The organism is Streptomyces thermodiastaticus (assembly GCF_014656135.1).
GTDB classification, from domain to species: domain Bacteria; phylum Actinomycetota; class Actinomycetes; order Streptomycetales; family Streptomycetaceae; genus Streptomyces; species Streptomyces thermodiastaticus.
Genome location: NZ_BNBV01000002.1, coordinates 70,460 through 95,934, shown reverse-complemented (window position 1 = coordinate 95,934; position 25,475 = coordinate 70,460). Strand labels below are relative to the sequence as shown.

General features: G+C 72.0%; 20 protein-coding genes and 2 pseudogenes. 18 read left to right on the top strand and 4 right to left on the bottom strand.

What is annotated here, in order from left to right; all coding sequences use genetic code 11:
- Positions 1 to 116: 116 nt before the first annotated feature.
- The 5 genes and pseudogenes from IE286_RS27555 to IE286_RS02420 all read left to right on the top strand — a co-directional run.
- Positions 117 to 242 (top strand): annotated as a pseudogene (locus IE286_RS27555) (SDR family oxidoreductase); the annotation flags it as partial.
- A gap of 28 nt (positions 243 to 270) precedes the next feature.
- Positions 271 to 894 (top strand): SDR family NAD(P)-dependent oxidoreductase, encoded by a 624-nt coding sequence (locus tag IE286_RS02435; RefSeq protein WP_268255381.1) that lies wholly within the window; start codon positions 271 to 273, stop codon positions 892 to 894.
- Positions 895 to 1,156: 262 nt separating this feature from the next.
- Positions 1,157 to 1,940 (top strand): annotated as a pseudogene (locus IE286_RS02430) (IS5 family transposase); the annotation flags it as partial.
- 115 nt (positions 1,941 to 2,055) lie between these two features.
- On the top strand, positions 2,056 to 2,862 hold the full coding sequence (locus tag IE286_RS02425) for an MFS transporter (RefSeq protein WP_189795122.1): 807 nt from the start codon (positions 2,056 to 2,058) through the stop codon (positions 2,860 to 2,862).
- Positions 2,859 to 3,305 (top strand): VOC family protein, encoded by a 447-nt coding sequence (locus tag IE286_RS02420; protein ID WP_189794888.1) that lies wholly within the window; start codon positions 2,859 to 2,861, stop codon positions 3,303 to 3,305. Before IE286_RS02425 ends, IE286_RS02420 begins: the two co-directional genes overlap by 4 nt.
- Positions 3,306 to 3,675: 370 nt before the next feature.
- On the opposite strand, the gene IE286_RS02415 is transcribed toward IE286_RS02420, so the two are convergent.
- Positions 3,676 to 5,235: an MFS transporter gene (locus tag IE286_RS02415; protein WP_229861921.1), complete on the bottom strand. Its 1,560-nt coding sequence runs from the start codon at positions 5,233 to 5,235 to the stop codon at positions 3,676 to 3,678.
- 12 nt (positions 5,236 to 5,247) lie between these two features.
- Positions 5,248 to 5,946, bottom strand: a complete 699-nt coding sequence (locus IE286_RS02410) for an SDR family oxidoreductase (protein WP_189794887.1) — start codon at positions 5,944 to 5,946, stop codon at positions 5,248 to 5,250.
- Positions 5,947 to 6,062: 116 nt separating this feature from the next.
- On the opposite strand from IE286_RS02410, the gene IE286_RS02405 reads away from it, so the two are divergent.
- The 6 genes from IE286_RS02405 (at position 6,063) to ggt (ending at position 13,328) form a co-directional block, all read left to right on the top strand.
- The gene (locus IE286_RS02405; RefSeq protein ID WP_189794886.1) at positions 6,063 to 6,554 is read left to right on the top strand and encodes a winged helix-turn-helix transcriptional regulator; all 492 of its coding nucleotides are present in this window, start codon (positions 6,063 to 6,065) and stop codon (positions 6,552 to 6,554) included.
- Positions 6,555 to 6,852: 298 nt separating this feature from the next.
- Positions 6,853 to 7,107, top strand: coding sequence for a GNAT family N-acetyltransferase (locus tag IE286_RS02400; protein WP_189794885.1), 255 nt, complete (start codon positions 6,853 to 6,855; stop codon positions 7,105 to 7,107).
- Positions 7,108 to 7,624: 517 nt separating this feature from the next.
- Complete coding sequence (pcaDC, locus tag IE286_RS02395) at positions 7,625 to 8,947, top strand: bifunctional 3-oxoadipate enol-lactonase/4-carboxymuconolactone decarboxylase PcaDC (protein ID WP_189794884.1); 1,323 nt, start codon at positions 7,625 to 7,627, stop codon at positions 8,945 to 8,947.
- A 253-nt stretch (positions 8,948 to 9,200) separates the two neighbouring features.
- Positions 9,201 to 9,836, top strand: coding sequence for an MBL fold metallo-hydrolase (locus IE286_RS02390; RefSeq protein WP_189794883.1), 636 nt, complete (start codon positions 9,201 to 9,203; stop codon positions 9,834 to 9,836).
- 78 nt (positions 9,837 to 9,914) lie between these two features.
- The gene (locus IE286_RS02385; protein WP_189794882.1) at positions 9,915 to 10,694 is read left to right on the top strand and encodes an exodeoxyribonuclease III; all 780 of its coding nucleotides are present in this window, start codon (positions 9,915 to 9,917) and stop codon (positions 10,692 to 10,694) included.
- An 822-nt stretch (positions 10,695 to 11,516) separates the two neighbouring features.
- A complete protein-coding gene (gene ggt, locus IE286_RS02380) occupies positions 11,517 to 13,328 on the top strand; it encodes a gamma-glutamyltransferase (RefSeq protein ID WP_189794881.1) in 1,812 nt (603 codons plus the stop codon).
- A 70-nt stretch (positions 13,329 to 13,398) separates the two neighbouring features.
- Here ggt and IE286_RS02375 read toward each other — a convergent pair whose 3' ends face one another.
- Both IE286_RS02375 and map read right to left on the bottom strand, forming a co-directional pair.
- Positions 13,399 to 15,945, bottom strand: coding sequence for an ATP-dependent Clp protease ATP-binding subunit (locus IE286_RS02375; protein ID WP_189794880.1), 2,547 nt, complete (start codon positions 15,943 to 15,945; stop codon positions 13,399 to 13,401).
- Between the two features lie 190 nt (positions 15,946 to 16,135).
- The gene (gene map / locus IE286_RS02370) at positions 16,136 to 16,903 is read right to left on the bottom strand and encodes a type I methionyl aminopeptidase (protein ID WP_189794879.1); all 768 of its coding nucleotides are present in this window, start codon (positions 16,901 to 16,903) and stop codon (positions 16,136 to 16,138) included.
- Between the two features lie 52 nt (positions 16,904 to 16,955).
- Between map and IE286_RS02365 the strand changes: the two genes are divergently transcribed.
- The 7 genes from IE286_RS02365 to IE286_RS02335 all read left to right on the top strand — a co-directional run bounded on the left by IE286_RS02365 (position 16,956) and on the right by IE286_RS02335 (position 25,446).
- Complete coding sequence (locus IE286_RS02365; RefSeq protein ID WP_189794878.1) at positions 16,956 to 17,207, top strand: helix-turn-helix domain-containing protein; 252 nt, start codon at positions 16,956 to 16,958, stop codon at positions 17,205 to 17,207.
- 156 nt (positions 17,208 to 17,363) lie between these two features.
- Positions 17,364 to 18,647, top strand: a complete 1,284-nt coding sequence (locus IE286_RS02360) for an aspartate aminotransferase family protein (RefSeq protein ID WP_372462504.1) — start codon at positions 17,364 to 17,366, stop codon at positions 18,645 to 18,647.
- A gap of 44 nt (positions 18,648 to 18,691) precedes the next feature.
- Complete coding sequence (locus IE286_RS02355) at positions 18,692 to 20,431, top strand: PucR family transcriptional regulator (protein ID WP_189794877.1); 1,740 nt, start codon at positions 18,692 to 18,694, stop codon at positions 20,429 to 20,431.
- A gap of 121 nt (positions 20,432 to 20,552) precedes the next feature.
- Positions 20,553 to 21,395 (top strand): nitrilase-related carbon-nitrogen hydrolase, encoded by an 843-nt coding sequence (locus tag IE286_RS02350; RefSeq protein ID WP_189794876.1) that lies wholly within the window; start codon positions 20,553 to 20,555, stop codon positions 21,393 to 21,395.
- Positions 21,396 to 21,444: 49 nt separating this feature from the next.
- Positions 21,445 to 22,848, top strand: a complete 1,404-nt coding sequence (gene hydA / locus IE286_RS02345; protein ID WP_189794875.1) for a dihydropyrimidinase — start codon at positions 21,445 to 21,447, stop codon at positions 22,846 to 22,848.
- Between the two features lie 11 nt (positions 22,849 to 22,859).
- Positions 22,860 to 23,885: a TIGR03842 family LLM class F420-dependent oxidoreductase gene (locus tag IE286_RS02340; protein ID WP_189794874.1), complete on the top strand. Its 1,026-nt coding sequence runs from the start codon at positions 22,860 to 22,862 to the stop codon at positions 23,883 to 23,885.
- 25 nt (positions 23,886 to 23,910) lie between these two features.
- A complete protein-coding gene (locus tag IE286_RS02335; RefSeq protein WP_189794873.1) occupies positions 23,911 to 25,446 on the top strand; it encodes an NCS1 family nucleobase:cation symporter-1 in 1,536 nt (511 codons plus the stop codon).
- The last annotated feature ends 29 nt before the right edge of the window (positions 25,447 to 25,475 follow it).

The following is a 25,475-nucleotide window of genomic DNA, read 5'->3' as shown; positions in this document are numbered from 1 at the left end:
CACGACCGATCCCCGCCCGGCGGTGACATCCCCGCCCCTCCGTTTCCTCTGCAGCAAGGAGCAGATCTGTGAAGACCTGGCTGATCACCGGTGTGAGCAGCGGCTTCGGCCGCCTCATGACCGAGCGGCTGCTGGTCGAAGGCAGCCGCGTCGCCGGCACGGTGCGCAACCCGGAGACCGTGGCCGACCTCAAGGCCACCTACGGCGACCAGCTGTGGACGGCCCGCCTGGACGTCACCGACGGCGCCGCCGTCCGGCAGGTCGTGGACCGTGCCTTCGCCGAGCTGGGCCGGATCGACGTGGGTGGTCAACAACGCCGGCTACGGCCTGTTCGGCGCGGCGGAGGAACTGACCGACGAGCAGGTCCGCCACCATATCGACACCAACCTGGTCGGATCGATCCAGGTGGCCCGGGCCGCGCTGCCGCACCTGCGCGCACAGGGCGGCGGCCGCATCGTCCAGATCTCCACCTACGGCGGCCAGGCCACCCACCCGGGCGCCACCCTCTATCACGCCTCGAAGTGGGGCATCGAGGGCTTCATGGAGTCTCTGGCCCAGGAGGTCGCCCCCTTCGGCATCGGCGTGACGATCGTCGAACCGGGCGGTGCGCGCACCGGCTTCCGCTCCACCGGCGCCCGGCTGGCCGCGCCGCTGGCGGCGTACGACGGCACCCCGGCCGCGATGGTCCGCGGCATCAAGAACGCCCCGCTCTCGCCCGGCGACCCGGCGAAGATGGCCGAGGAGATCATCGCGGCGGCGCAGCGGCCCGGTCCGCTGCGGCTGGTGCTGGGCAGCGACGCGTACACGTTCGTCCGCGATGCGCTGGCCGCACGGCTCGCCGAGATCGAGACGCAGAAGGAGTCCGCCGCGGCCACCGACGTCCCGGCCGCCTGAGACACGGTGGCTCGCACGGCCGCACGACGACGAGGCCCGGGCCGCCCGGTGGCCGGACCGGCCCGGCCGTGACACAGGTGACACCGGTGCCGGGACACCTTCCGGCGGCCGGGTGTGCCCTGCGCGAATCGTCACATGCGACGGACACCTCGGACGGGGCGGGCGGCGCCGGGCGCCGGCGGCATGTGTGCCACGGTGCGCACGAGGGGCATGTGTGCCGGGGTGCGCCAGGCAGTTTCGTCCGGGTCAGTCGGTCGTTGGTCTGGGTGTGCCGTTGACTGATGCGCAGTGGGCGCGGATCGAGCCGTTGCTCCCGGACCGGACGCCGAAGCGGGGTGGCCGCTGGCGGGACCATCGTGAGGTGATCGACGCGATCGCCTACAAGTTCCAGACCGGCACCCAGTGGGTGCACCTGCCGGAGAAGTACGGCAACTGGCGGGGCGTGTACAACCGGCTGCGGATGTGGGCCGTCGATGGCACGTGGGAGCGGGTGTTCACCGCCCTGGTGGCCCAGGCCGACGCCGACGAGGACGTCAGGTGGGCCGTATCGGTGGACTCCACGATCGTGCGGGCCCACCAGCACGCGGCCGGGGCCCGTGAAAAGGGGGCCCCGGCCGACGAGCCGCGTGACCACGCCATCGGCCGCTCCCGCGGCGGACTGACCACGAAGATCCACCTTGTCGCCGACGGCCGGTGCCGGCCTCTGGCCTTCCAACTCACCGCCGGTCAGGCCGGTGACGCACCTGCCTTCACCGAGGTGATGACCCGCCTGCGCGTTCCCCGCCGGCGCGGTCGTCCGCGCACCAGACCGGACGTGGTCCTGGCCGACAGGGCCACTCCTCCCGCGAGATCCGTGTCATCTGCGCAGACGCGGCATCCGGGCGGTGATCCCGGAACGGGCCGACCAGCAGGCCAACCGGAAGCGGCACGGACAGGCCGGTGGCAGGCCACCGGCCTTCGACCAGGAGGTGTACAAGCAGTGCAACACCGTCGAGCGGTGCATCAACCGCCTGAAGCAGTGGCGCGGTATCGCCACCCGCTACGACAATACTGAGCTGTCCCGAGTTTCAAACCCGGATCAGCTCAGCACTGATCACGGGCCGGGACCAGGCCGCCGCGGTTGGGCCGCCGGCCAGGTTGCGCGCCCTGCGAAACGCCGGCATGGCTGTAGGAGCCTTGCCGACCGGCGCGGCCGTCGCCATTGGCGATCAGTGGGCATTCCGGTCGGTCATGGCTGCTGCGACCGTGATCTTCCTGTCCTGCGCAGCCGTCGCCTTGAGTCTGCCCAAGGATGCAGAAGTCGTAGTCCGACGAGCCAGCCGACCGCGGCTCGTCGACAACGCCGCATTCCTGAGAGTCACCGTGATCTACGGCGCGTTGACCTTCTCGGCTGTCCTTCTCGGCGTGGGCATGGCCTTGTGGATCACCCAGCAGACCGACCTACCACCGTGGCTCGTCAGTGCGAACTACCTGATCAACACCGTTCTGGTGGTCGCTCTCCAGACCAGACCGGCCCGCGGTTCGGAATCGCCGCTTCGTGCCCGACGCATGATGATCAGCGGCGGCATCCTGGCGGCAACAGGTGCCGCAGTGGCTCCCCTCTCCGTCTGGGGTAGTGGGTGGGCTCCCATCGCCGTCGCGGTTCTCGTGGTGGTGCTGATGACCGGGGCAGAGATCTACGTCGTGGCGGGCGGAACCAGTTTGGCGCTCGTGCACACTCCGCAGGACCACCGGTCCACGTATCTGGCCACGTCCAATCTGGCGTTCGGTGTGGCGACCGTGATCGGCCCTACCTTGATCAGCGTCAGTCTGGACCTAGGCTCTGCTGGGTGGCTGGGCTGGGCGGTGATCTTCGCCATCGCGTCGGTTGCCGCGCGTACAGTGCCACTGGCCCCAAGCCGAACCGAACCGTCGGCCACGGCGGGAGCCGAAACCGTACGACGCGAACCCGAAGGAGAAAACGCGTGATCGGCGCAAGCCACACCATCCGTATCGCACGCCCCTCCACCGACCTTGCCGCAGCTGAGCGCTTCTACTGCGAGGGCCTGGGCTTGGACGTTCTTTTCAGGGGCGTCGGGGACCCTGAAGCCGGAACGCATGATCTCCTCATGGTGGGTCCTCGTGATGCACGATGGCACCTTGAGCTGACGGTCGGCACGCGGGAAACCGTGCTGCCGTCCCCCACCCCCGAAGACCTCCTGGTCATCTACCTGGACGCGCCAGTGAGCAGGGCGATGGTGGATCGGGCCGTCGCCCACGGCGGAACAGTGGTCGCTGCACACAACCCCTACTGGGATCATGGCGGAGTGACCATTGCCGATCCCGATGGCTACCGCGTCGTACTCACCGAGCGGTGCTGGGGTCTGAACAAGCCCCTGTCCGATCGAACAAGGAGCGGCGATGACACCTGACATGCACGATGTCGTCACGCGGAAGAGGCCGCGGGTCATTCTCAGCGTCGCAGTTCCGCTCGATGGGTACATCGACCATGCCACACCGGAACGTCTGCTCCTCTCCAGCCGTGGCGGACTCCGAGCGTGTCGACTCCCTGCGCGCGCAGTGCGACGCCTTCCCGATCGGCGCAAACACCGTGCGCAGAGACAACCCCCGGTTCGTCGCTTCCGAGGAACGCCGTACGCGTCGCGTCACGCGGGGACTGCCAGCCCGTCCTTCGAAGGTCGCGCTCAGCGCTAAGGTGTGCGCCGACCGCACACCCCCGGTGCGGGCGGCTGCGCGCACCGCACAGCACAGCACCGCACCGGAGGTGTGGCGTCCGCGTCGTCAGGCGGCGGCCAAATGGGGCCGGTTGCGCACCAGCAGCGCGGAGGCCAGCGCCGCGCACAGGAACACGACCGCGATGACGGCCATGCCCGTGTGCACTCCGGAGGTGAAGGCGTCGCCGACCGCCGCCGTCACGTTCGGCGGGGCCGTGCCGTCGCTCCTGCCGGAGGAGACGGCGTGCTCGACCGCGGGCCAGGCCGCCCTGGGCACGCCGTGGGCCTCGAGCCGGTCCGGCAGCTGGGACCGGAGCCGGCCGGCGAGGAGGGCGCCGAGCAGGGACGAGCCGGTGACGGAACCGACCTGACGGAAGGCGTTGACCGCTCCCGAGGCCATGCCGGCGCGTTCGTGGGAGACGCTGACCAGGGCCGCCGCGGTGCTCGGCGCGGCCACCATCCCGCTCGCGGCGCCGAAGAGGGCGTACAGCCACCACACGCGGGAGTACGGCGTGCCCGGCCCCACGGTGGCGAGTCCGGCGGCGGCGGCAGCCCCGAGGACGAAGCCCAGCGTCAGCGGGAGTTTGAAGCCGGTGCGGCGGATCAGACGTCCGGCCGCGTAGGCGACGACCACGTACATGCCGAACAGGGCCAGCAGGCGCCATCCCACGTCCAGGGCGGACAGGCGCTGGACCCGCTCGTAGAAGAGCACCGACAGGATGGAGACGCCGGTGAAGCCGAACAGGGAGACGGCCGCGACGAACATCACGGCGCTGAAGGACGCCGACCGGAACAGGGCCACGTCCAGCATGGGCGTGCGGGCGGCGCGTTCGACGAGGACGAAGCCGGTCAGTGCGACCACCGCGACGCACCAGGCGAGAAGGATCCGCGGAGCGGCGTAGCCGTCGTGTCCGCCTTCGATGAGAGCGTAGACGAGGGCGGCGATGCCGAGCACGGCCAGGATCTGCCCGGGGAGGTCCAGTCTGCCGCCCGGGCTGCGCGACTCGGCGACGAAGACGGCCACCGCCATGGTGACCACGGCGAGCACCGCGGTCGACAGGAACACGGTGTGCCAATGGAAGCGGTCCAGCAGGGCGCCCGCGATGAGGGGGCCGACGGCGAGTCCGATGCCGGAGGAGGCCGCCCAGACGGTGACGACCTCGGTGCGCCGGTGCGGGTCGGGGAAGGCGGCCCCCAGGATGGCCAGGCTGTTGGGCAGCACGAGCGCGCCGCCGATGCCGGAGACGAGCTGACCGGCGACGACGCCCGCCATACCGGTCGCGGCGTGGACGGTGAGCGATCCGAGGATCAGGAACGCGGCGCCGGTGAGGAAGGCACGCTTGCGGCCGTACAGATTGCCGATCGTGCCCGCGGACATCACCAGGCAGGCCACCAGCAGTGTGTACGCGGAGGGGATCCACACCAGGCCGGTCGGGGAGACGTGCAGGTCGTCCTGGATCGCCGACAGCGCCGACACGGACGCGGTGATCAGCAGAAAGGTCGTCATGGCACCCAGGCACATGGCGACGAGCGTGACGGCGGCGGTGAACCGGGACGGCCGGTGCCCGCCGGCGCGGGCCGGCCCTGGTGCGTGCCGGGCGGTGACGGGGGTGGGGCTGGAGGTCACGACGTCCTCGTCTCAGCCGAGCTGCGGGTACAGGGCGGCGACGCCGCCGGACAGCTTCGCCTGGATCTGCCGGCTGGTGTCGTCGACGACGATCTCGGGTGCGCCGGCCGCGACACCGTCCACGGCCGCACGGGCGACGACCGCCGGGTCCGTCTTGGGCCCGGTGACATGGCGGGCCATGTCGGTGTTCATGTAGCCGACGTGCAGCGCGGACACGGTGATGCCACGGGGCGCCAGCTGCTGGCGCACGGTGTTGGTCATGCTCCAGGCCGCGGACTTCGCGGCCGCGTACGCGCCGACGGACGGGAAGCTGAACCACGACAGCACCGAAAGGATGTTCAACACCGCCCCGCCGCCGTTGGCCTCGACGACCGGGGCGAAGGCGCGGATCGTGCGCAGGGATCCCAGGTAGTGGGTGTCCAGCTCCAGCCGGAGGGCGTCCCAGTCGCCGGTCAGCGGATCGGCCCCGGTGGAGCTGCCCGCGTTGTTGATCAGCAGGGTGACGTCGCGGGCCTTCTCGGCGGCCGCGGCGATGGACGCGGGATCGGTGACGTCCAGCCGGATCGGGGTCACCCCGGGCAGATCGACCTGCTCCGGGCGGCGGACCGCCGCCCAGACGGTGGCGCCCCGCGCGGCCAGTTCCCGGGCGAGCGCCCTGCCCAGTCCGCGGTTGGCGCCGGTGACCAGGGCGGTTGCCGTGCTGATGTCCATGACGTGCTCCTCAGACATGACTCGCAACGAGCTGACTTACGCATCCATAAGTCAGCTCGACCGTATAAGCTGGCATCGGTCGAGGCAAGTCAGGTGGGAGCGGGAGGACGGCAGGGATGAGCGATCTGCTGGCGGAGCGGGACGCCTGGTCCATGGCCAACTGCTCCATCGCCCGGACCCTGGAGATCGTCGGCACCAGAACGGCGATGCTGATCCTGCGCGAGGCCTTCCTGGGCACCCGCCGCTTCGACGACTTCGCCCGGCGCATCGGCATCGGCGAACCCGCCACCGCCGCCCGGCTGAAGGAACTCACCGCCGCCGGACTGCTGGAGCGCGTCCCCTACCGCGAGCCCGGCCAGCGGACCCGGTACGCCTACCAGCTGACCGAGAAGGGGCGGGACTTCCTGCCCGTGCTCACGGCACTGCGGCAGTGGGGCGACACCTGGGTCGCCGGCGAGCAGGGGCGGCCGGTCGTCGCCCGGCACAAGCAGTGCGGTGGCGAGGTGCGCGCCGTGCTCCGGTGCGAGGAGGGGCACGACGTGCCGTTCGGGGAGTCGTACATCGACGCCGGTCCCGGGCTGCTGCGTCTCGAAGCGGACGGCGCCTGATCCAGGAGGCGGCCGGTATCGCGGGGCCGGACCGCCCTGCGGCGACCGGGGACCGGCTTGCGGCGACCGGGGGCGGGCCGGTCAGGCCTGGGCGTGCGCTGGTCGGGACTGAGGGCGCGCCGGTCGGGTCCAGGGCGGGCCGAGGGGCCCGGACTCGTACGGGCCTGCTGCGGGGGCAGCGGTCCGTGGTCCTCCGCGCACACGATCACCGCGCGCAGCGTCTCGCCGTAGTCCGCATGCCGGACCTCCAGCGGCGGGCCCTCGGGGGCCGTGGTGCAGCGGTCACCCCACTGCTTCAGTGGCCGCCGACCGCCGGAACCGGGGGCTGGTCGACGCGGCCGTGGCGAGCGTCTGCCGTACTATCCGCGACATCATCGGCCTGCACCGCATCGAGGCCACCACGCTCCTGGACCATGCCCCGTCGCAGCGCGTGCTGGAGATGAACGGATTCGAGCCCATCGGCATGGCTCCGCGCTATCTGCACATCGACGGGCAATGGCGGGATCACCGCATGTTCCAGCGGATCCTGCACGACGGTCCGCCGGCGAGCTGACGGCCGCTCGCCGCACCGGCCGCCGCGGAGCAGTCAGCACGGGGCTGCGTCGGTGACGTGGAGCTCGAAGCGCGCGACGAGCGGAGCATGGGCGGGGACGACACCGCCCGCCCGCAGACCACGGCCGTCCACAACGGACCACCCCCGCCTGCGCGGGGCTCGTCCGCGCGGGCTGGTCCTCAAGGAGGGCACCGAGATGTGGCCCCCGCCTGCGCGGCGGGGGCCGATGCGCCTTATGCGGCGGTGCGCGGGCGGGGGTGAGGTGGCCCAAGCCTGCACGGGGAGGGTCCCTGCCGACACAGCGCAGGCTTGCGTCGGCTGTATGGTCCCCGCATGCGCTGGGCAGTACAGCTGGACATCTCACCCCGCAATGGGTGGGGCGTTCGTGCGGCTCACCGAAGAACTCGTACGACCATGAGGGGGCTCGGCAGTGCCGGGCGGGACGCGCTACGAAGGGCAAGATCCGCCGGGTTCCCCAGCTGTGTGAGTCTTCGTGAGACGTGAGAAGGTCTGGGGCGTGAGTGAGACACCCCCGAACACCCTGCAATACCGCTTCGACGGGCCGGAAGACGCTCCGGTACTGATCCTGGGTCCCTCACTGGGCACCACCTGGCACATGTGGGACCGTCAGGTCCCCGAACTCGCCCAGCAGTGGCGGGTCTTGCGGTTCGACCTGCCGGGTCACGGCGGTGCCCCCGCCTACCCGGCCTCCTCGGTCGCCGAGCTGAGCGCCCGGCTGCTCGCCACGCTCGATGCCCTGGGCGTGCAGCGCTTCGCCTACGCCGGGTGCGCGCTCGGCGGCGCGGTCGGCATCGAGCTGGCCCTGCGTCACCCCGAGCGCCTGGCCTCCCTGGCGCTGATCGCTGCCTCGCCCCGGTTCGGCACGGCGGACGAGTGGCGCCAGCGGGGGGTGGTCGTCCGCACGAACGGCCTCGACCCCATCGCCCGCACCTCCCCGGACCGCTGGTTCACCCCCGCCTTCGCCGCCGCCCAGCCCGCGATCACCGACTGGGCCGTGCAGATGGTGCGCACCACGGACCCCGGCTGCTACATCGCCGCCTGCGAGGCGCTGGCCGCCTTCGACGTGCGGGCCGAGCTGGGACGCGTCGGCGTGCCCACGCTCGTCCTGGTGGGCTCCGACGACCAGGTCACCGGCCCCGCCGAGGCCCGTACCCTGGTCGCCGGCATCCCCGACGCCCGCCTCGCGGTCGTGCCCACCGCGTCCCATCTGGTCCCGGTGGAGCAGCCCGCCGCCGTCACCGATCTGCTGGTGCGGCACTTCTCCACCGCCTGGCAGCCCGTCTTCGACCCCGGCACCGGCCAGGTGGCGGTGGTCGCCGCCGCGCCGGCCAAACCCGCCCCGGTGGGGCCCGCCCCGGCCGTCACCGCGGCGGCCGTGCCCGCCGCACCGGTCGCCGAGATAGCGCCCGCCCAGGCACAGCCCTACGCCGTCGAGCAGCCGGACGTCTACGACACCGGCCTCAAGATCCGCCGCGAGGTGCTGGGCGACGCGCACGTCGACCGGGAGCTGGAGCAGGCCGACGCCTTCTCGCAGGACTTCCAGCACCTGCTCACCCGCACCACCTGGGGCGAGATCTGGCAGCGGCCCGCCCTGGACCGGCGCACCCGCAGCTGCGTGGCCCTGACCGCGCTGGCCGCGGGCGGCCACCTGGAGGAGCTGGCCGCCCACACCCGGGCCGCCCTGCGGATCGGGCTGACCCCGGACGAGATCAAGGAAGTGCTGCTGCAGACGGCTGTCTACTGCGGCATGCCGGTCGCGGGCCGCGCCTTCCGGGTGGCCCAGAAGGTCATCGAGGAGGAGACGACTCCGGCGGAGTGAGTCCGCGCCGGTCCACCCCGGCGGGGCGGGAGGCCCCCGGTCCCGCCGGCCGCGGTCCGTTCCCCGGGCCACTCCCCGGACCGAGCCCCGGGCCCCGTCGCCTGCGCGGCCGCGTCCGGCCGTACGGGGGCGCGCCCTTCTGCCGCCGTTCCCGGCCCCGCACGAGGCGCGACGCCCTGCGGGCACACGCACCCCTGCGCCCGCGCCCGCCGGGAAAGATCACCCCGACCGCCCCGCAGGGCAAGATGGGCCCATGAAGCTCACGAAGATGTCCCACGCCTGCGTCCGCCTGGAGAAGGAGGGCCGCACCCTCGTCATCGACCCGGGCGGCCTCAGCGAGGAGGACGCGGCCGTCGGCGCGGACGCCATCCTGATCACGCACGAGCACTTCGACCACTTCCACGAGGGCCGGCTGCGGGCCGCCCTGGAGGCCGAGCCGGCCGCCGAGATCTGGACGCTGAGGTCGGTGGCGGAGCAGATCTCGGCCGCGTTCCCGGGGCGGGTGCACACCGTCGGCCACGGGGACACCTTCACCGCCGCCGGGTTCGACGTGCAGGTGCACGGCGAGCTGCACGCGGTGATCCACCCGGACATCCCGCGCATCACCAACGTCGGCTACCTCGTCGACGGCGGCAGGCTCTTCCACCCCGGCGACGCGTTCACCGTCCCGGACCAGCCGGTCGAGACGCTGATGCTGCCCGTCATGGCCCCCTGGAGCAAGGTCGCCGAGGTGATCGACTACGTCCGCGAGGTCAGGCCGCAGCGGGCCTACGACGTGCACGACGCGCTGCTCACCGATCTGGCCCGCCCGATCTACGACACCCACATCGGCAACCTGGGCGGCGCCGAGCACCTGCGGCTCGCGCCGGGCGCCTCGGCCGAGGTCTGACGGCTCACAGCCGGCCACGGGCGGGCGCCGCGGGCCGCGCGGGCGGCGTTGTCGGCCCCGCCCGGTAGGTTGTGGACCATGCGCATCGCGACCTGGAACGTGAACTCGATCACCGCCCGCCTGCCGAGGCTGCTGGCCTGGCTGGAGAGCAGCGGGCCCGACGTGCTGTGCCTGCAGGAGGCCAAGGTCGCCGAGGAGCAGTTCCCGTTCGACCAGCTGTGCGAGGCCGGCTACGAGGCGGCGGTGCACGCCACCGGCCGGTGGAACGGCGTGGCCGTGCTCTCCCGCGTGGGCCTGCAGGACGTGGTCAAGGGCCTGCCCGGCGACCCCGGCTACGAGGGCGTGACCGAACCGCGGGCCATCTCCGCCACCTGCGGTCCGGTGCGCGTCTGGTCGGTGTACGTGCCCAACGGGCGTGAGGTGGAGCACCCGCACTACGCCTACAAGCTGCAGTGGTTCGAGGCGCTGAAGGCCGCCGTGGCGGGCGATGCCGCAGGCAGCCGCCCGTTCGCCGTCCTGGGCGACTACAACGTCGCGCCCACCGACGACGACGTCTACGACCCGGCGGCCTTCGAGGGGGCCACCCATGTCACGCCCGCCGAGCGGGCCGCGCTGGCCTCCCTGCGCGAGACCGGCCTGACCGACGTCGTGCCGCGGCCCCTGAAGTACGACAAGCCGTTCACGTACTGGGACTACCGCCAGCTGTGCTTCCCCAAGAACCGCGGCATGCGCATCGACCTGGTGTACGGCAACGAGCCCTTCGCCAAGGCGGTCACCGACGCCTACGTCGACCGTGAGGAGCGCAAGGGCAAGGGCGCCTCGGACCACGCGCCCGTGGTGGTCGACCTGGACGTCTGAGCCTCTCGCGCCGGGCCCGTGGGCTTCCCCCCGCGTGGGCAGGCGCCGCACGAGGCCGGGGACCGCCGGCACCTCCCCGTCGGGATGCCCGAACTGTCCCAGCCGTACGCCGAGATCGTGCATATCCGAGCGGTCCGCGCCCAACGGCCGCCCGGTGCACGGGGTTCGGGCCCGGGGCGCGGCCCGGCGGTCTCCCCCCTCCATGCCCTCGACTACGATGGGCAGTTCGCGACCGCGGCAGGGGCAGCGGTCCACAGAGCCATACCCGGCCGGCGGCAGCCGAAGATCACTGCTCGCGCGGCGGAAGCGGCCCGGGACACCGGGGACTTCCGTGGCCGAGGAGAAGGTCAGCTGCGCGCCGGGCGGGATGTGCTCGCTTCCGTGCACGTCCACGGCGGTCCGCGTCCGGTGGGTGTTCCTCGCGGGGCCCGTCCGCGACGAGTGCGGCCGCATCCGCCCCGGTTGCGGTCCCGTCCGACCCGGTGTCCGGCGCGTTCACCCCGCGCGGCAGTGCGCGCGAGCCGCCGGTGCCGTGGCAGGCCCGGCCGGCCGGGGTGACGGTCCGGCACCGGCGGTGTTCCGGCCGGTGAGCGTCCGCCGGACGCGGACCGGAAGCCCCCTGTGCCGCGGGCGGCCGCGGTGGTGCGGCCGTTCCCTCCGCGCGCATCCCGGTCGTTCGTCATCACCCGAGTGGCGCAAAGGAGTTGGGCGCACACCCTCACCCGAACAGCCGCGTTCGCCGTGCCCATGACGGGGCCATGGCGATGAATTAAGCTGCGCGGACGGTCAGCCGACCGAGCAGACTCGACCGTGGAGGTGCGGATGCGTCCCCCTGTCGCGCGGAAACTGGCGTTCCTGGCGGTCACGGCCGCCGTGGTGTCGGTGGGGGCGGCCGCGCCGCCGACCGCGCACGCCCGCGGCGGAGGGGGAACGGCCCCGAAGACGCCCGTGGCCGTCGGCTACGGCGGCGCCGTGGCCAGCGTCGACGCCGACGCCTCGGCAGCCGGCATAGAAGTGCTGAAGCAGGGCGGCAACGCCGTGGACGCGGCCGTCGCCACCGCCGCCGCGCTCGGCGTCACCGAGCCGTACTCGGCCGGCATCGGCGGAGGCGGCTACTTCGTCTACTACGACGCCCGCACCCGCACCGTCCACACCATCGACGGCCGCGAGACGGCGCCCCTGACCGCCGACAAGAACCTGTTCACCGAGAACGGCAAGCCGCTCTCCTTCGACGAGGCGGTCAGCAGCGGCCTGAGCGTCGGCACCCCCGGCACCCCGGCCACCTGGCAGAATGCCCTGGACGAATGGGGGACCAAGCGCCTGGCCACCGTCCTGAAGCCCGCCGAGAAGCTGGCCCGCGACGGTTTCACCGTCGACGAGACCTTCCGGCAGCAGACCGCCGACAACGAGACCCGCTTCCGGTACTTCCCGGACACCGCCAAGCTGTTCCTGCCGAACGGCGAGCTTCCCGTCGTCGGCTCCACCTTCACGAACCCGGATCTGGCCCGCACCTACCAGGAGCTGGCCCGCAAGGGCGTCGACGCCGTCTACCACGGCGAACTCGGCCGGGAGATCGTCAAGACAGTGAACCACCCGCCCGTCGACCCGGCCTCCGGCTGGAAGGCCCGCTCCGGCGGCCTGACCGAGAAGGACCTCGCGGCCTACCGCGCCAAGCTCCAGGCGCCCACCCGGATTACCTACCGCGGCCTGAACGTCTACTCCATAGCACCGTCCTCCTCCGGCGGCACCACGCTCGGCGAGGCCCTCAACATCCTGGAGAAGACCGACCTGTCCAAGGCGAGCGAGACGCAGTACCTGCACCGCTTCATCGAGGCGAGCCGCATCGCCTTCGCCGACCGCGGCCGCTGGGTGGGCGACCCCGCCTTCGAGGACGTGCCCACGAAGGAACTGCTGTCGCAGAAGTTCGCCGACTCCCGCGCCTGCCTGATCAAGGACGACGCGGTGCTCACCAGCCCGCTCCCACCCGGCGACCCGCGCCACCCGGCCGCGTGCGGACAGGGCGGCACGGCGGCACCCACCACCTACGAGGGCCAGAACACCACCCATTTGACGGTCGCCGACCGCTGGGGCAACGTCGTCGCCTACACCCTGACCATCGAGCAGACCGGCGGCAGCGGCATCACCGTCCCCGGCCGCGGCTTCCTGCTCAACAACGAGCTGACCGACTTCTCCTTCGCCCCGGCCGACCCGGCCGTGCACGACCCCAACCTGCCCGGCCCCGGCAAGCGGCCCCGCTCGTCGATCGCCCCGACGATCGTGCTCGACCGGCACCAGCGCCCGGTGGTCGCCCTGGGCTCGCCCGGCGGCGCCACCATCATCACCACGGTGCTGCAGACCCTCACCGAGTTCCTCGACCGGCACCTGCCGCTGGTCGACGCGATCGCCGCACCCCGCGCCAGCCAGCGCAACGCGGCCCAGACCGAACTCGAACCCGCCCTGTACAACAGCCCGTTGAGGAAGCAGCTGGAGGCCATCGGCCACTCCTTCAAGCTCAACCCGGAGATCGGCGCCGCGACCGGCGTCCAACGCCTGCCCGACGGCCGCTGGCTGGCGGCCGCCGAGAAGGTACGCCGCGGCGGAGGCTCGGCCATGGTGGTCCGCCCGTCCCGGTGAGCGGCAGCACGCCCACGACGGGGCCCGCCCTCCCCGAGGCAAAGGGAAGGCGGGCCCCGTCGCCGTGACGTCACTCCACAGGCGCCGCCGTAGGCTCCCGGTCGTCGGTGCCGAACACCAGCCGGTCGTCGGCCACATCGACCGTGACCCGGCTGCCCGCGCCGATCCGGCCGTCCAGCAGCAGCCGCGACAGCTGGTTGTCGACCTCTCGCTGAATGGTGCGGCGCAGCGGCCGGGCCCCGTACTCGGGCTCGTAACCGCGCCGCGCCAGCCAGTCCACGGCGGCGTCGGTGAACTCCACCGCCACGTCCTGCGCGTGCAGCAGCCGCCGGGTCCCATCCAGCAGCAGGTCGGTGATGCGCCGGAGCTCCTCGGAGGTGAGCTGCCGGAAGACGACGATCTCGTCGATGCGGTTGAGGAACTCGGGCCGGAAGTGCTCCCGCAGCGGGCGCAGGATCCGCACGCGCCGCGCCTGGTCGTCCGCCTCCGCGCCACCCGGACCGAACCCGATGCCCGCCCCGCGCCGGGTGACGGCCTCCGAACCGAGGTTGCTGGTCATCACGATGACGGTGTTGGTGAAGTCCACGGTGCGGCCCTGGGAGTCGGTCAGCCGCCCGTCGTCGAGCACCTGCAGCAGCACGTTGAAGACGTCCGGATGCGCCTTCTCCACCTCGTCGAGCAGCAGCAGCGAGTACGGGTGCCGGCGCACGACCTCGGTGAGCTGACCGGCCTCCTCGTGGCCGACGTAGCCGGGCGGGGCTCCCACCAGCCGGCTGACGGTGTGCCGTTCCTGGTACTCGCTCATGTCCAGGCGGACCATGCGGTCGTCGCTGCCGAACAACGCCTCGGCCAGCGCCCGCGCCAGCTCCGTCTTGCCCACGCCGGTCGGCCCGAGGAACAGGAAACTGCCGATCGGCCGGTCCGGGCTGGCCAGTCCCGCCCGGGAGCGCAGCACCGCGTCGGAGACCACGGCGATGGCCTCCTCCTGGCCCACCACCCGCTGGTGCAGATGCTCCTCCAGCCTCAGCAGGCGCTCCTTCTCCTCCTGGGTGAGGCTGCTGACGGGGATGCCGGTCCGGCGGGACACCACCTCGGCGACGTCCTCCGCGGTGACCTCCAGGTGCCGGCCCTCGTCCGCCTCGCTGTCCCGGTCGGCCTCGGCGATGCGCTGCTTCAGCTCGGTGATGCGGTCCCGCAGCTGGGTCGCCTGCTCGTACTGTTCGTCCGCGACGGCCTGGTCCTTGTCCAGGGTGAGCTGTTCGACCTCGCGCTCCATGGCCCGCACGTCGGTGCCCTTGGTGCGCGCCCGCAGCTTGACCCGGGCGCCCGCCTGGTCGATCAGGTCGATCGCCTTGTCGGGCAGGCGCCGGTCGGTCAGATACCGGTCGGACAGCTCGACTGCGGCCACCAGCGCCTCGTCGCTGTAGCGGACCTGGTGGTGCGCCTCGTAGCGGTCCCGCAGTCCGCGCAGGATCTCCAGGGCGTCCGGCACGGACGGCTCGGGCACCAGGATGGGCTGGAACCGCCGGGCCAGCGCCGCGTCCTTCTCGATCCGGCGGAACTCCTCCAGCGTGGTGGCGCCCACGATGTGCAGCTCGCCGCGGGTCAGGGCGGGTTTGAGGATGTTGGCGGCGTCCATCGCCCCGCCCTCGCCGCCCCCGCCGGCACCGACCACGGTGTGCAGCTCGTCGATGAAGACGATCAGCCGGTCGGAGTGGGTGCGGACCTCGGTGACGATGGTGTTGAGCCGTTCCTCGAAGTCGCCCCGGTAGCGGGTGCCTGCGACCACCCCGGTGAGGTCCAGGGCGACGACCCGGCGGCCGTGCAGCACGTCGGGCACGTCGCCGTCCGCGATGCGCTGGGCGAGGCCCTCGACGATGGCGGTCTTGCCCACCCCCGCGTCGCCGATGAGCACCGGGTTGTTCTTGCCGCGCCGGGACAGCACCTCGATGGTCTGCTCGATCTCCTCGTCGCGCCCGATCACCGGGTCGATGCGCCCCTGCCGGGCCAGGTCGGTCAGATCGCGCCCGTACTTGTCGAGGGTGGGTGTGCCGGTGGGCCGCTGCCGTTCGGGCCGGGCCTGTGCGGTGCTCTCCGCGGGTTCCGGCGGCAGGCTGGAGGCGGCGAAGCGGGCCGCGTGCAGGATGTGCCCGGCGGCCGAGTCGGGGTTGGCGGCCAGCGCGCTGAGCACGTGCTCCGGGCCGATGTAGCCGGCCCCGCTGGCCCGTGCCATGTCGTGTGCGTCGAGCAGCGCGCGTTTGACCGCCGGGGTCAGCGACAGCGAGGTCGGCGGCGGGCCCTGGCCGGGCTGGTGCTGGGCGGGGCCGGAGCGTTCGTCGATCTGCGCGGCGAGGGAGTCGGGGTCCGCGCCCGCACGGCTGAGCAGGCTGCGGGTCGGCTCGGCGGCGAGCGCGGCCCGCAGCAGGTGCTCGGTGTCCAGGTCCCGGCTGCCGTGGTCGGCGGCGTACTGCGCCGCGCCCCGGACCAGTTCCCGGGCGGGCTGGCTGAGCAGCCTGCCGATGTCGACGTGCCGGGGACCGGGGCGAGATCCGCCGAAGAAGCGGGCGAAGAAGTCGCCGAAGGGGTCACCCTCCGGTCCGATGAAGCCGCTGGTCATCGCTGTCCGTTCCTTCGCTGACGACTGGCTTTCGACGGGTAACCGGTCGAGCTGCGCTCATGCCACGATGACACGTGCGGCGGCGCGGGGCACCCGGGGCGCGTGCGGCCAGGGAAGCCGGTCGTGCGGGGGAAGCGGGGCGTGCGGCGGAGGCGGGGATGTGCGCGGCGGCCGGCGCGCTGGCGGATGCCTACCGCTGCGTGAGGATGCGCGGCCCCGCCTCCGTGATCGCCACCGTGTGCTCCACGTGGGCCGCGCGGGAGCCGTCGTTCGTGCGCAGGGTCCAGCCGTCCCCGGCGGCGTGGTAGCCGTCGGTGCCGCCGGCGATCACCATGGGTTCGATCGCCAGGACCATGCCGGCGCGCAGCCGCATCCCGCGGCCCGGACGGCCCTCGTTCGGCACGGACGGGTCCTCGTGCATGCGGCGGCCCACGCCGTGCCCGCCGAAGCCGTCCGGGATGCCGTAGCCCGCCTCCCGGCACACGGTGCCGACCGCGTGGGCGATGTCGCCGATGCGGTTGCCGACGACGGCCGCCTCGATGCCGGCGGCCAGCGCCCGCTCGGCGGTCTCGATCAGCCGCACGTCCGCCGGGCGCGGCCGGCCGACGATCATGCTGAGCGCCGAGTCCCCGACCCAGCCGTTCAGCTCGGCACCGAAGTCCAGGGAGAGCAGATCGCCGTCGCGCAGCCGGTACCGGGTGGGGATGCCGTGGACGATCACGTCGTTGACCGAGGTGATCAGCACGGCGGGGAAGGGGGTCGGGGCGAAGGACGGACGGTAGCCGAGGAAGGGCGAGGCCGCGCCCTCCTCGCGGAGCATGTCGCGGGCGAGTGCGTCCAGCTCCAGCAGACAGACGCCCACGTCGGCGGCTTTGCTCAGCGCGGTCAGCACCCGCGCCACGACCTGGCCGGCCTTGTGCATGGCGTCGATCGAGGTATCGGTCTTCAGTTCCACCATGCCAATTACTATACCGGTATGAGAATAACGGTCAGTGGCTAGACTGGCAGGCGTGGTACGCAATCCCCTCACCCCGGAAGAGCGCGAACGCGGCGAGCGGCTCGGGCGGCTGCTGCGCGAGGCGCGCGGCGAGCGCAGCATGGCCCGGATCGCCGCGGAGGCCGGCATCTCGGTGGAGACCCTGCGGAAGATCGAGACCGGGCGAGCCCCGACCCCGGCCTTCTTCACCATCGCCGCCCTGGCCCACGTCCTCGAACTGTCCCTCGACGAACTGGCGGGACTCTGCGAACCCGTTCAGGTCTGAACACCACCGGCCGGCGCTCGCCCGTCGGAGTGCGAAACATGATCGACCCAGCGGCTTTACGACAATGGTCTTGGCAAGCCTGTCCTGCGGGCTTACGTTCGTTGCCTCCGGGCCCTGAAGGAGACAGCTGTCTGAGGCACGTCGAAGGAGCAGCTGGTGAACGATCTGTACGACCGGCACCGTGCCGTCCTGCCCGATTGGCTGGCGCTCTACTACGAGGACCCGCTGGAGATCACCCACGGCGAGGGCCGCTACGTCTGGGACGCCGACGGCCGGCGCTACCTGGACTTCTTCGGCGGCATCCTGACCACCATGACCGCGCACGCGCTGCCCGAGGTCACCAAGGCGGTCAGCGAGCAGGCCGGCCGGATCATCCACTCCTCCACCCTCTACCTCAACCGGCCGATGGTGGAACTGGCCGAGCGGATCGCCCGTCTGAGCGGCATCCCCGACGCCCGGGTGTTCTTCACCACCTCCGGGACCGAGGCCAACGACGCCGCGCTGCTGCTGGCCACCACCTACCGGCGCAGCAACACCGTCCTGGCCATGCGCAACAGCTACCACGGCCGGTCCTTCAGCGCGGTCGGCATCACCGGCAACCGCGGCTGGTCCCCGACCTCCCTGTCCCCGCTGCAGACGCTGTACGTGCACGGCGGCGTGCGCACCCGAGGGCCGTTCGCCCACCTCGACGACGACGGCTTCATCGAGGCCTGCGTCGCCGACCTGAAGGACCTGCTCGGCCACACCCGCCCGCCCGCCGCGCTGATCGCCGAACCCGTCCAGGGCGTCGGCGGCTTCACCTCTCCGCCCGACGGCCTGTACGCCGCCTTCCGTGAGGTGCTTGCCGAGCACGGCATCCTGTGGATCAGCGACGAGGTGCAGACCGGCTGGGGACGCACCGGCGACCACTTCTGGGGCTGGCAGGCCCACGGACGCAGCGGGCCGCCGGACATCCTCACCTTCGCCAAGGGCCTCGGCAACGGCATGTCCATCGGCGGTGTCGTCGCCCGCGCGGAGATCATGAACTGCCTGGACGCCAACAGCATCTCCACCTTCGGCGGCACCCAGGTCACCATGGCCGCCGGCCTGGCGAACCTCACCTACCTGCTCGAACACGACCTGCAGGGCAACGCCCGGCGGGTGGGCGGGCTGCTCATCGAACGGCTGCGGGCCGTCACCGCGAAGCTGCCCGGCGTGCGGGAGGTCCGCGGACGCGGTCTGATGATCGGTGTGGAACTGGTCAAGCCGGGCACCGACGAGGCCGACCCGCAGGCCGCGAACGCGGTGCTGGAGGCGGCCCGGGAAGGCGGCCTGCTCATCGGCAAGGGCGGCGGCCACGACACCAGCGCCCTGCGCATCGCCCCTCCGCTGTCGCTGACCGTGGCGGAGGCCGAGGAGGGCGCCGCGATCCTCGAACGCGCGCTGCGCGCCGTCTGCTGAGGAGCGCGCCAAGCACCATCAGCCCGATCAAGGGGGCGTCGCACATGACCACCGCCTCGGACCGACAGCTCACCCACCGCGATCCCCTCCGGCCCCCGACCGGTCCGAAGCCCCCGCGGGCAGCCGCCCGGTCCGCGCCGGGCTCCCTTCCGCGGCCGCCGTGGCAGCCGTCCGCGGTGCCCCGCCTGGACCCGGCCGACTGGCCCTCGCCCGAGCAGCCGCTGTCCGTCCGGCAGGTGCTCGCCCTGGAACGCGTGCTCGCCGGGGAACCGGAGGTGGTGGCCGGCGCCGGCCAGCTGGACCGGCCGGTGCGCTGGGTGCACGTCGCCGAGGCGGCGGACGTCGGCGTGATGCTCAGCGGCGGCGAGATGGTCCTCACCACCGGGGTGCTGCTCGCCGGGGACGAGGAGAAACAGGCCGAGTACATCCGCTCTCTGCACCGCGCCGAGGCCGCGGCCGTCGTCCTCGGCCTGGGGCGGGCCTTTCCCCGGCCGCCGGAGGCGATGCGCCGGGCCGCCGAACGCTGCGGGCTGCCGCTGGTCGTGCTGCACCGGCCGTTCCCGTTCGCCGAGCTGACCGAGGAGGTCCAGGCCCGGCTGGTGCGGCGCAAGTACGCCTCCGTCAGCCTCTCCGAGTCCGTGCGCACCACACTGACCGCGCTGATCACCGCCGGGGCGCCGCTGCAGGCACTGCTGGACGAGATCGCCCAGCACGCCGGATGTCCCGTCGTGCTCACCAACCTCGCCCACCGGGTGCTGGCCACGGCGGGGGAGCGGTCCGCGGTGGACGACGTGTTGCGCGACTGGGAACGCATCGCCCGGCAGGCATGGGGCCGTCACCCGGGCCCGTCCGGCGCGGGGGCAGGCGGCGAAGGGGACGGCTGGATCCGTGCCGAGCTGGGCGTACGCGGGCAGCGGTGGGGCCGGCTGGTGCTGTGCGGGTACCGCGGGGACGCCGCCACCGGACGGCTGCTGGCCGACCGGGGCGCCGAGGCCCTGGTCCTGCACCGCCTGCTCAACGGTGCCGCCGGCTCCTGGGAGGAACAGTCCGCGCAGAGCCTGCTCGCCGACCTCGTCGGCGGTCTCGTACCCGCCCGGCAGCTGCTGCCCCGGGCGCGGGCGGCCGGGCTGCCGGTGGGCCGCCGCACCTATGTGCCCCTGGCCGTCCGCGGCGGCGACGCCTCCCGGCTGGACCGGCTGCTCAGGCTGCTGGGCCTGCCCGGACTGGTCGCCGACCTCGGCGACGGACACGCCGCGGTGCTGCTCAGCCTGGCCCCCGACCAGGACGCCGACACCCTCACCTGCCACCTCGCGACCCGGCTGCGCGCCGAGCCCGGGCAGCAGGACGCCTTCGTGGCCGCCTCCGGACCGCTCACCTGCTGGGACGAGGTGCCCGAGGGGCTGCGCGAGGCCCGGCACGTCGCCGACGCCGTGGACGGCTCCGCCCGCGCCCTCGACCTCCCGGCCGTGGTCCGGCTGAAGGACGTCCATCTGCGCGGCCTGGTCCGGCTGCTGCGCGACGACCCGCATGTGCAGGCCTTCGCCGAGCGGGAGCTCGACGGGCTGCTGTGCGGCACCGACACCGAGCTGCTGGACGTGCTGCGCACCTACCTGGCCACCGGCCGCAACAAGTCCCGCACCGCCCAGCTCCACCACGTCTCCCGCCCGGCGCTCTACCGCCGACTGGAGGCCATACAGACCCGCCTCGGGGTCGACCTGGACGACTTCGAGCAGGCCGCCTCCGTCCACATCGCCCTGCTCGCGCACGACGCACAGCAGCAATGACACCGTGACACGTCGCACCCCGCGAATGTGACACGGTGCATCTCAAACCCGCTCGCCCGCCTTCCTAGGCTCACCGACACACCCAAGCACCGCCCCGCACACTCGACGAGCGGAGGTCCCCATGAGCCGAGTGATCCGCGCCGCGCTCTTCCAGACGGCCTGGACCGGCGACAAGGAATCCATGATCCAGGTCCACGAGCAGGCAGTACGGGACGCGGCCGCCCAGGGCGCCCAGGTCCTGTGCTTCCAGGAGCTGTTCTACGGACCGTACTTCTGCCAGGTGCAGGACCCCGCGTTCTACGAGTACGCCGAGCAGATCCCCGAAGGCCCCATCGTCCGACGCTTCCAGGACCTTGCCCGGGAACTGGGCATCGTCCTGGTGCTGCCGATGTACGAGGAGGAACAGCCCGGCGTCCTGTACAACACCGCGGCCGTCGTCGACGCCGACGGCACCTACCTCGGCAAGTACCGCAAGACCCACATCCCGCAGGTGAAGGGATTCTGGGAGAAGTTCTACTTCCGCCCCGGCAACAGCGGCTGGCCCGTCTTCGACACGGCCGTCGGCAGGATCGGCGTCTACATCTGCTACGACCGCCACTTCCCCGAGGGCTGGCGCGCCCTGGGCCTGGCCGGCGCCGAGCTGGTGTTCAACCCCTCGGCCACCTCCCGCGGCCTGTCGGGTTACCTGTGGCAGCTGGAGCAGCCCGCCGCGGCCGTCGCCAACGAGTACTTCGTCGGCGCCATCAACCGGGTCGGCGTCGAGGAATACGGCGACAACGAGTTCTACGGCACCTCCTACTTCGTCGACCCCGAGGCGCAGTTCGTCGGCGAGCCGGCCAGCGACAAGGAGACCGAACTCGTCGTCCGCGACCTGGACATGTCCAAGCTGCGCACGGTCCGCGACCGCTGGCAGTTCTACCGTGACCGCGCCCCCGGTGCCTACACGCCGCTGACCGCGCCGTGACCGGATCCGCGACCACCATGACCGGATCCGTGACCAGGCAGGAGGGACCATGAGCAGTCGCACCGTCATCCGCGGCGGTCTCGTCATCACCGCCGCGGAGGAGATGTACGCCGACGTCCTCGTCGAGGACGGCCGGATCGCCGCACTCGCCGCCTCCCACACCCCGGCCGCCGAGGCGTTCACGGCCGAGCGGACCATCGACGCCACCGGCAAATATGTCATCCCGGGCGGCGTCGACGGACACACCCACATGGAGATGCCCTTCGGCGGCACCTACGCCTCCGACACCTTCGAGACCGGCACCCGGGCCGCCGCATGGGGCGGCACCACCACGATCGTGGACTTCGCCATCCAGAGCGCCGGCCAGAGCCTGCGCGAGGGCCTGGACGCCTGGCACGCGAAGGCCGAGGGCAACTGCGCCGTCGACTACGCCTTCCACATGATCGTCTCGGATGTGAACGACGAGACGCTGAAGGAGATGGACCTGCTGGTGGAGGAGGGGGTGACCTCCTTCAAACAGTTCATGGCCTACCCGGGGGTGTTCTACAGCGACGACGGCCAGATCCTGCGCGCCATGCAGCGCGCCGCCGGCAACGGCGGGCTGATCATGATGCACGCCGAGAACGGCATCGCGATCGACGTCCTGGTCGAGCAGGCCCTCGCCCGCGGCGAGACCGACCCCCGCTACCACGGCGAGGTGCGCAAGGCGCTGCTGGAGGCGGAGGCCACCCACCGCGCCATCCGGCTCGCGCAGGTCGCCGGCGCACCCCTGTACATCGTGCACGTCTCGGCGCGCGAGGCGGTCGCCGAGCTGATCCGGGCCCGCGACGAGGGGGTGAACGTCTTCGGCGAGACCTGCCCGCAGTACCTGTTCCTGTCCACCGACAATCTCGCCGAGCCGGACTTCGAGGGCGCGAAATACGTGTGCAGCACACCCCTGCGCCCCCGGGACCACCAGGCGGCCCTGTGGCGGGGCCTGCGCTCCGACGACCTGCAGGTGGTCTCCACCGACCACTGCCCCTTCTGCTTCGCCGGGCAGAAGGAGCTGGGCCGCGGCGACTTCTCCAAGATCCCCAACGGCATGCCGGGCGTGGAGAACCGCATGGACCTGCTCCACCAGGCCGTCGTCGACGGGCACATCTCACGCCGCCGCTGGATCGAGATCGCCTGCGCCGCCCCGGCACGGATGTTCGGCCTGTACCCGAAGAAGGGCACCATCGCGCCGGGCGCCGATGCCGACGTGGTGATCTACGACCCGCACGCCGAGCAGGTCATGTCCGCGGCCACCCACCACATGAACGTCGACTACTCGGCCTACGAGGGCCGGCGTGTCACCGGCCGTGTCGAGACCGTGCTTTCGCGCGGCGAGTTCGTCATCACCGAGCGGGAGTACACCGGACGCGCCGGTCACGGTGTCTACACCCCGCGCTCGACCTGTCAGTACCTCTCCTAGGAGCGGCGCCCATGGACTTCGGACTCGTCCTGCAGACCGACCCTCCGGCCTCGCGCGTCGTCGAGCTGATGCGGCGCGCCGAACGCAACGGCTTCCGCTACGGCTGGACCTTCGACTCCGCCGTGCTGTGGCAGGAACCGTTCGTCATCTACAGCCAGATCCTCGCGCAGACCGAACACCTCACCGTCGGCCCGATGGTGACCAACCCCAGCACCCGCACCTGGGAGGTGACCGCCTCCACCTTCGCCACCCTCAACGACATGTTCGGCAACCGGACCGTGTGCGGCATCGGCCGCGGCGACTCCGCGGTGCGCGTGGCCGGACGCAAACCGAACACCCTCGCCCGGATCAGCGAGGCCATGAAGGTCATCCGGGCGCTCGCCTCGGGACAGGAGGCCGACCTCGGCGGCGGCACCGTGGTGAAGTTCCCCTGGGTCGAACCCGGCGCACACCTGCCGGTGTGGATGGCCGCCTACGGGCCCAAGGCACTGAAGATGGCCGGGGAGGAGGCCGACGGCTTCATCCTCCAGCTCGCCGACCTGTACCTGACCGAGTACATGGTCAAGGCCGTCCGGGACGCGGCGGCCGCCGCCGGACGCGACCCGGCCGAGGTGACCGTGTGCGTCGCCGCCCCCGCCTATGTCACCGCCGACGACTCGCCCGAGGCCCTCGCCCACGCCCGCGAGCAGTGCCGCTGGTTCGGCGGCATGGTCGGCAACCACGTCGCCGACCTGGTCGCCCGCTACGGCGAGCAGTCCGACGCGGTCCCCACCGCCCTCACCGACTACATCAAGGCCCGCCAGGGCTACGACTACGCCCACCACGGACGCGCCGGCAACCCGGACACGGCGTTCGTGCCCGACGAGATCGTCGACCGGTTCTGCCTGATCGGGCCGGTCGAGAAGCACATCGAGAAGCTGACCGCGCTGCGCGAGCTGGGCGTGGACCAGTTCGCCGTGTACGACATGCACGACGCGCAGGAAGCCGTGATCGACGCGTACGGCCGCGAGGTCATTCCCGTCGTCAACTTCAGATGACCGGCGCCATCCGATTGGGCTGCCCATGACCGACACCGCTCCCTGGGGCATATCACTCCCCGCCCAGGTGACCCTCCCCGACGGGCGCGTGGAGATCGCCCCCGGCTCTCCACCGCCCAGCGGCCCCTACGCCAACGAGGACCTGCTGCCGGTCCCCGCGAAGCGGCGTACCTGGACCACCTACAACTTCTGCGCACTGTGGGTCGGCATGGCCCACAACACGGCCTCCTGGACCCTCGCCTCCGGCCTGATCGCCGTCGGCATGGACTGGAAACAGGCGGTGTTCACCATCGCCCTGGCCAATGTGATCGTGCTGGTGCCGATGCTGCTCACCGGGCACGCGGGCCCCAAGTACGGCATCCCCTTCCCGGTGTTCGCCCGCGCCTCCTTCGGGGTGCGCGGCGCCAACCTGCCCGCCGTGGTGCGGGCACTGGTGGCCTGCGGCTGGTTCGGCATCCAGACCTGGATCGGCGGCGAGGCCATCTACTTCCTCGCCGGAAAACTGATCGGCGAGGGCTGGTCCGACGCCACGAAGATCGGCGGCTACGCGTGGACCATGTGGCTGTCGTTCGCCATCTTCTGGCTGCTCCAGGTCGCGATCATCTTCCGCGGCATGGAGACCATCCGCCGGTTCGAGAACTGGGCGGCCCCGTTCGTGCTGGTCGGCGCGTTCGTGATGCTGTGGTGGATGAGCAGCAAGGCGGGCGGCCTCGGCCCGCTGTTCGACCAGCCGTCCAAACTGGGCTGGGGAGGCCACTTCTGGACGCTGTTCGCCCCGTCGCTGATGGGGATGATCGGCTTCTGGTCCACGCTGTCGCTGAACATCCCCGACTTCACCCGCTACGGACACAGCCAGCGCGCCCAGCGGCGGGGTCAGGCCCTCGGCCTGCCCACCACCATGACCCTGTTCGCCTTCCTGTCCGTGCTGGTCACCTCCGGCTCCCAGGCCGTGTACGGCACCCCCGTGTGGGACCCGGTGCAACTCGCCGCCCGCACCGACAACGTCGTCGGTCTGCTGTACGCGCTGGTGACCGTTCTGGTGGCCACCCTGTCGGTGAACATCGCCGCCAACCTGGTCTCCCCGGCGTTCGACTTCTCCAACGTCGCACCGCGCAAGGTCGGCTTCCGCACCGGCGCACTGATCACGGCCGTGCTCGCGGTGGTGATCTGCCCGTGGAAGCTGTACGCCGACCCGCAGGGCTACATCTTCACCTGGCTCGGCCTGGTCGGCGGGCTGCTCGGCACGGTGGCCGGCATCCTCATCGCCGACTACTGGATCCTGCGCCGCACCCGGCTGGTCCTCGGCGACCTCTACCGCCGGGGCGGACACTACTGGTACACGGGCGGCTGGAACGCGCGCGCGGTGACGGCCTTCGTGGTGGGGGGCGTGCTCGCCGTCGGCGGCGCGGACTTCCATCCGCTGATCGACGGCCGGCCCATCCCGGCGCTCGAACCGCTCGCCGACTACGGCTGGGCGGTCGGCCTGGCCACCTCGCTGGTGGTGTACCTGCTGCTGACGGCGGCACTGCCGCGCAAGCGGGAGCAGGCCGCCGCGACCTGACATGCCGACGGCCCGCCCGGGGGCAGCCG

Excerpts from the sequence above, each read along its gene's own strand:
- IE286_RS02425 (WP_189795122.1), top strand. The coding sequence starts at position 2,056 with ATGGCTGTAGGAGCCTTGCCGACCGGCGCGGCCGTCGCCATTGGCGAT.
- IE286_RS02410 (WP_189794887.1), bottom strand. The coding sequence starts at position 5,946 with ATGGACATCAGCACGGCAACCGCCCTGGTCACCGGCGCCAACCGCGGA.
- IE286_RS02405 (WP_189794886.1), top strand. The coding sequence starts at position 6,063 with ATGAGCGATCTGCTGGCGGAGCGGGACGCCTGGTCCATGGCCAACTGC.
- IE286_RS02390 (WP_189794883.1), top strand. The coding sequence starts at position 9,201 with ATGAAGCTCACGAAGATGTCCCACGCCTGCGTCCGCCTGGAGAAGGAG.
- IE286_RS02385 (WP_189794882.1), top strand. The coding sequence starts at position 9,915 with ATGCGCATCGCGACCTGGAACGTGAACTCGATCACCGCCCGCCTGCCG.
- ggt (WP_189794881.1), top strand. The coding sequence starts at position 11,517 with ATGCGTCCCCCTGTCGCGCGGAAACTGGCGTTCCTGGCGGTCACGGCC.
- IE286_RS02375 (WP_189794880.1), bottom strand. The coding sequence starts at position 15,945 with ATGACCAGCGGCTTCATCGGACCGGAGGGTGACCCCTTCGGCGACTTC.
- map (WP_189794879.1), bottom strand. The coding sequence starts at position 16,903 with ATGGTGGAACTGAAGACCGATACCTCGATCGACGCCATGCACAAGGCC.
- IE286_RS02355 (WP_189794877.1), top strand. The coding sequence starts at position 18,692 with ATGACCACCGCCTCGGACCGACAGCTCACCCACCGCGATCCCCTCCGG.
- IE286_RS02350 (WP_189794876.1), top strand. The coding sequence starts at position 20,553 with ATGAGCCGAGTGATCCGCGCCGCGCTCTTCCAGACGGCCTGGACCGGC.
- hydA (WP_189794875.1), top strand. The coding sequence starts at position 21,445 with ATGAGCAGTCGCACCGTCATCCGCGGCGGTCTCGTCATCACCGCCGCG.
- IE286_RS02340 (WP_189794874.1), top strand. The coding sequence starts at position 22,860 with ATGGACTTCGGACTCGTCCTGCAGACCGACCCTCCGGCCTCGCGCGTC.
- IE286_RS02335 (WP_189794873.1), top strand. The coding sequence starts at position 23,911 with ATGACCGACACCGCTCCCTGGGGCATATCACTCCCCGCCCAGGTGACC.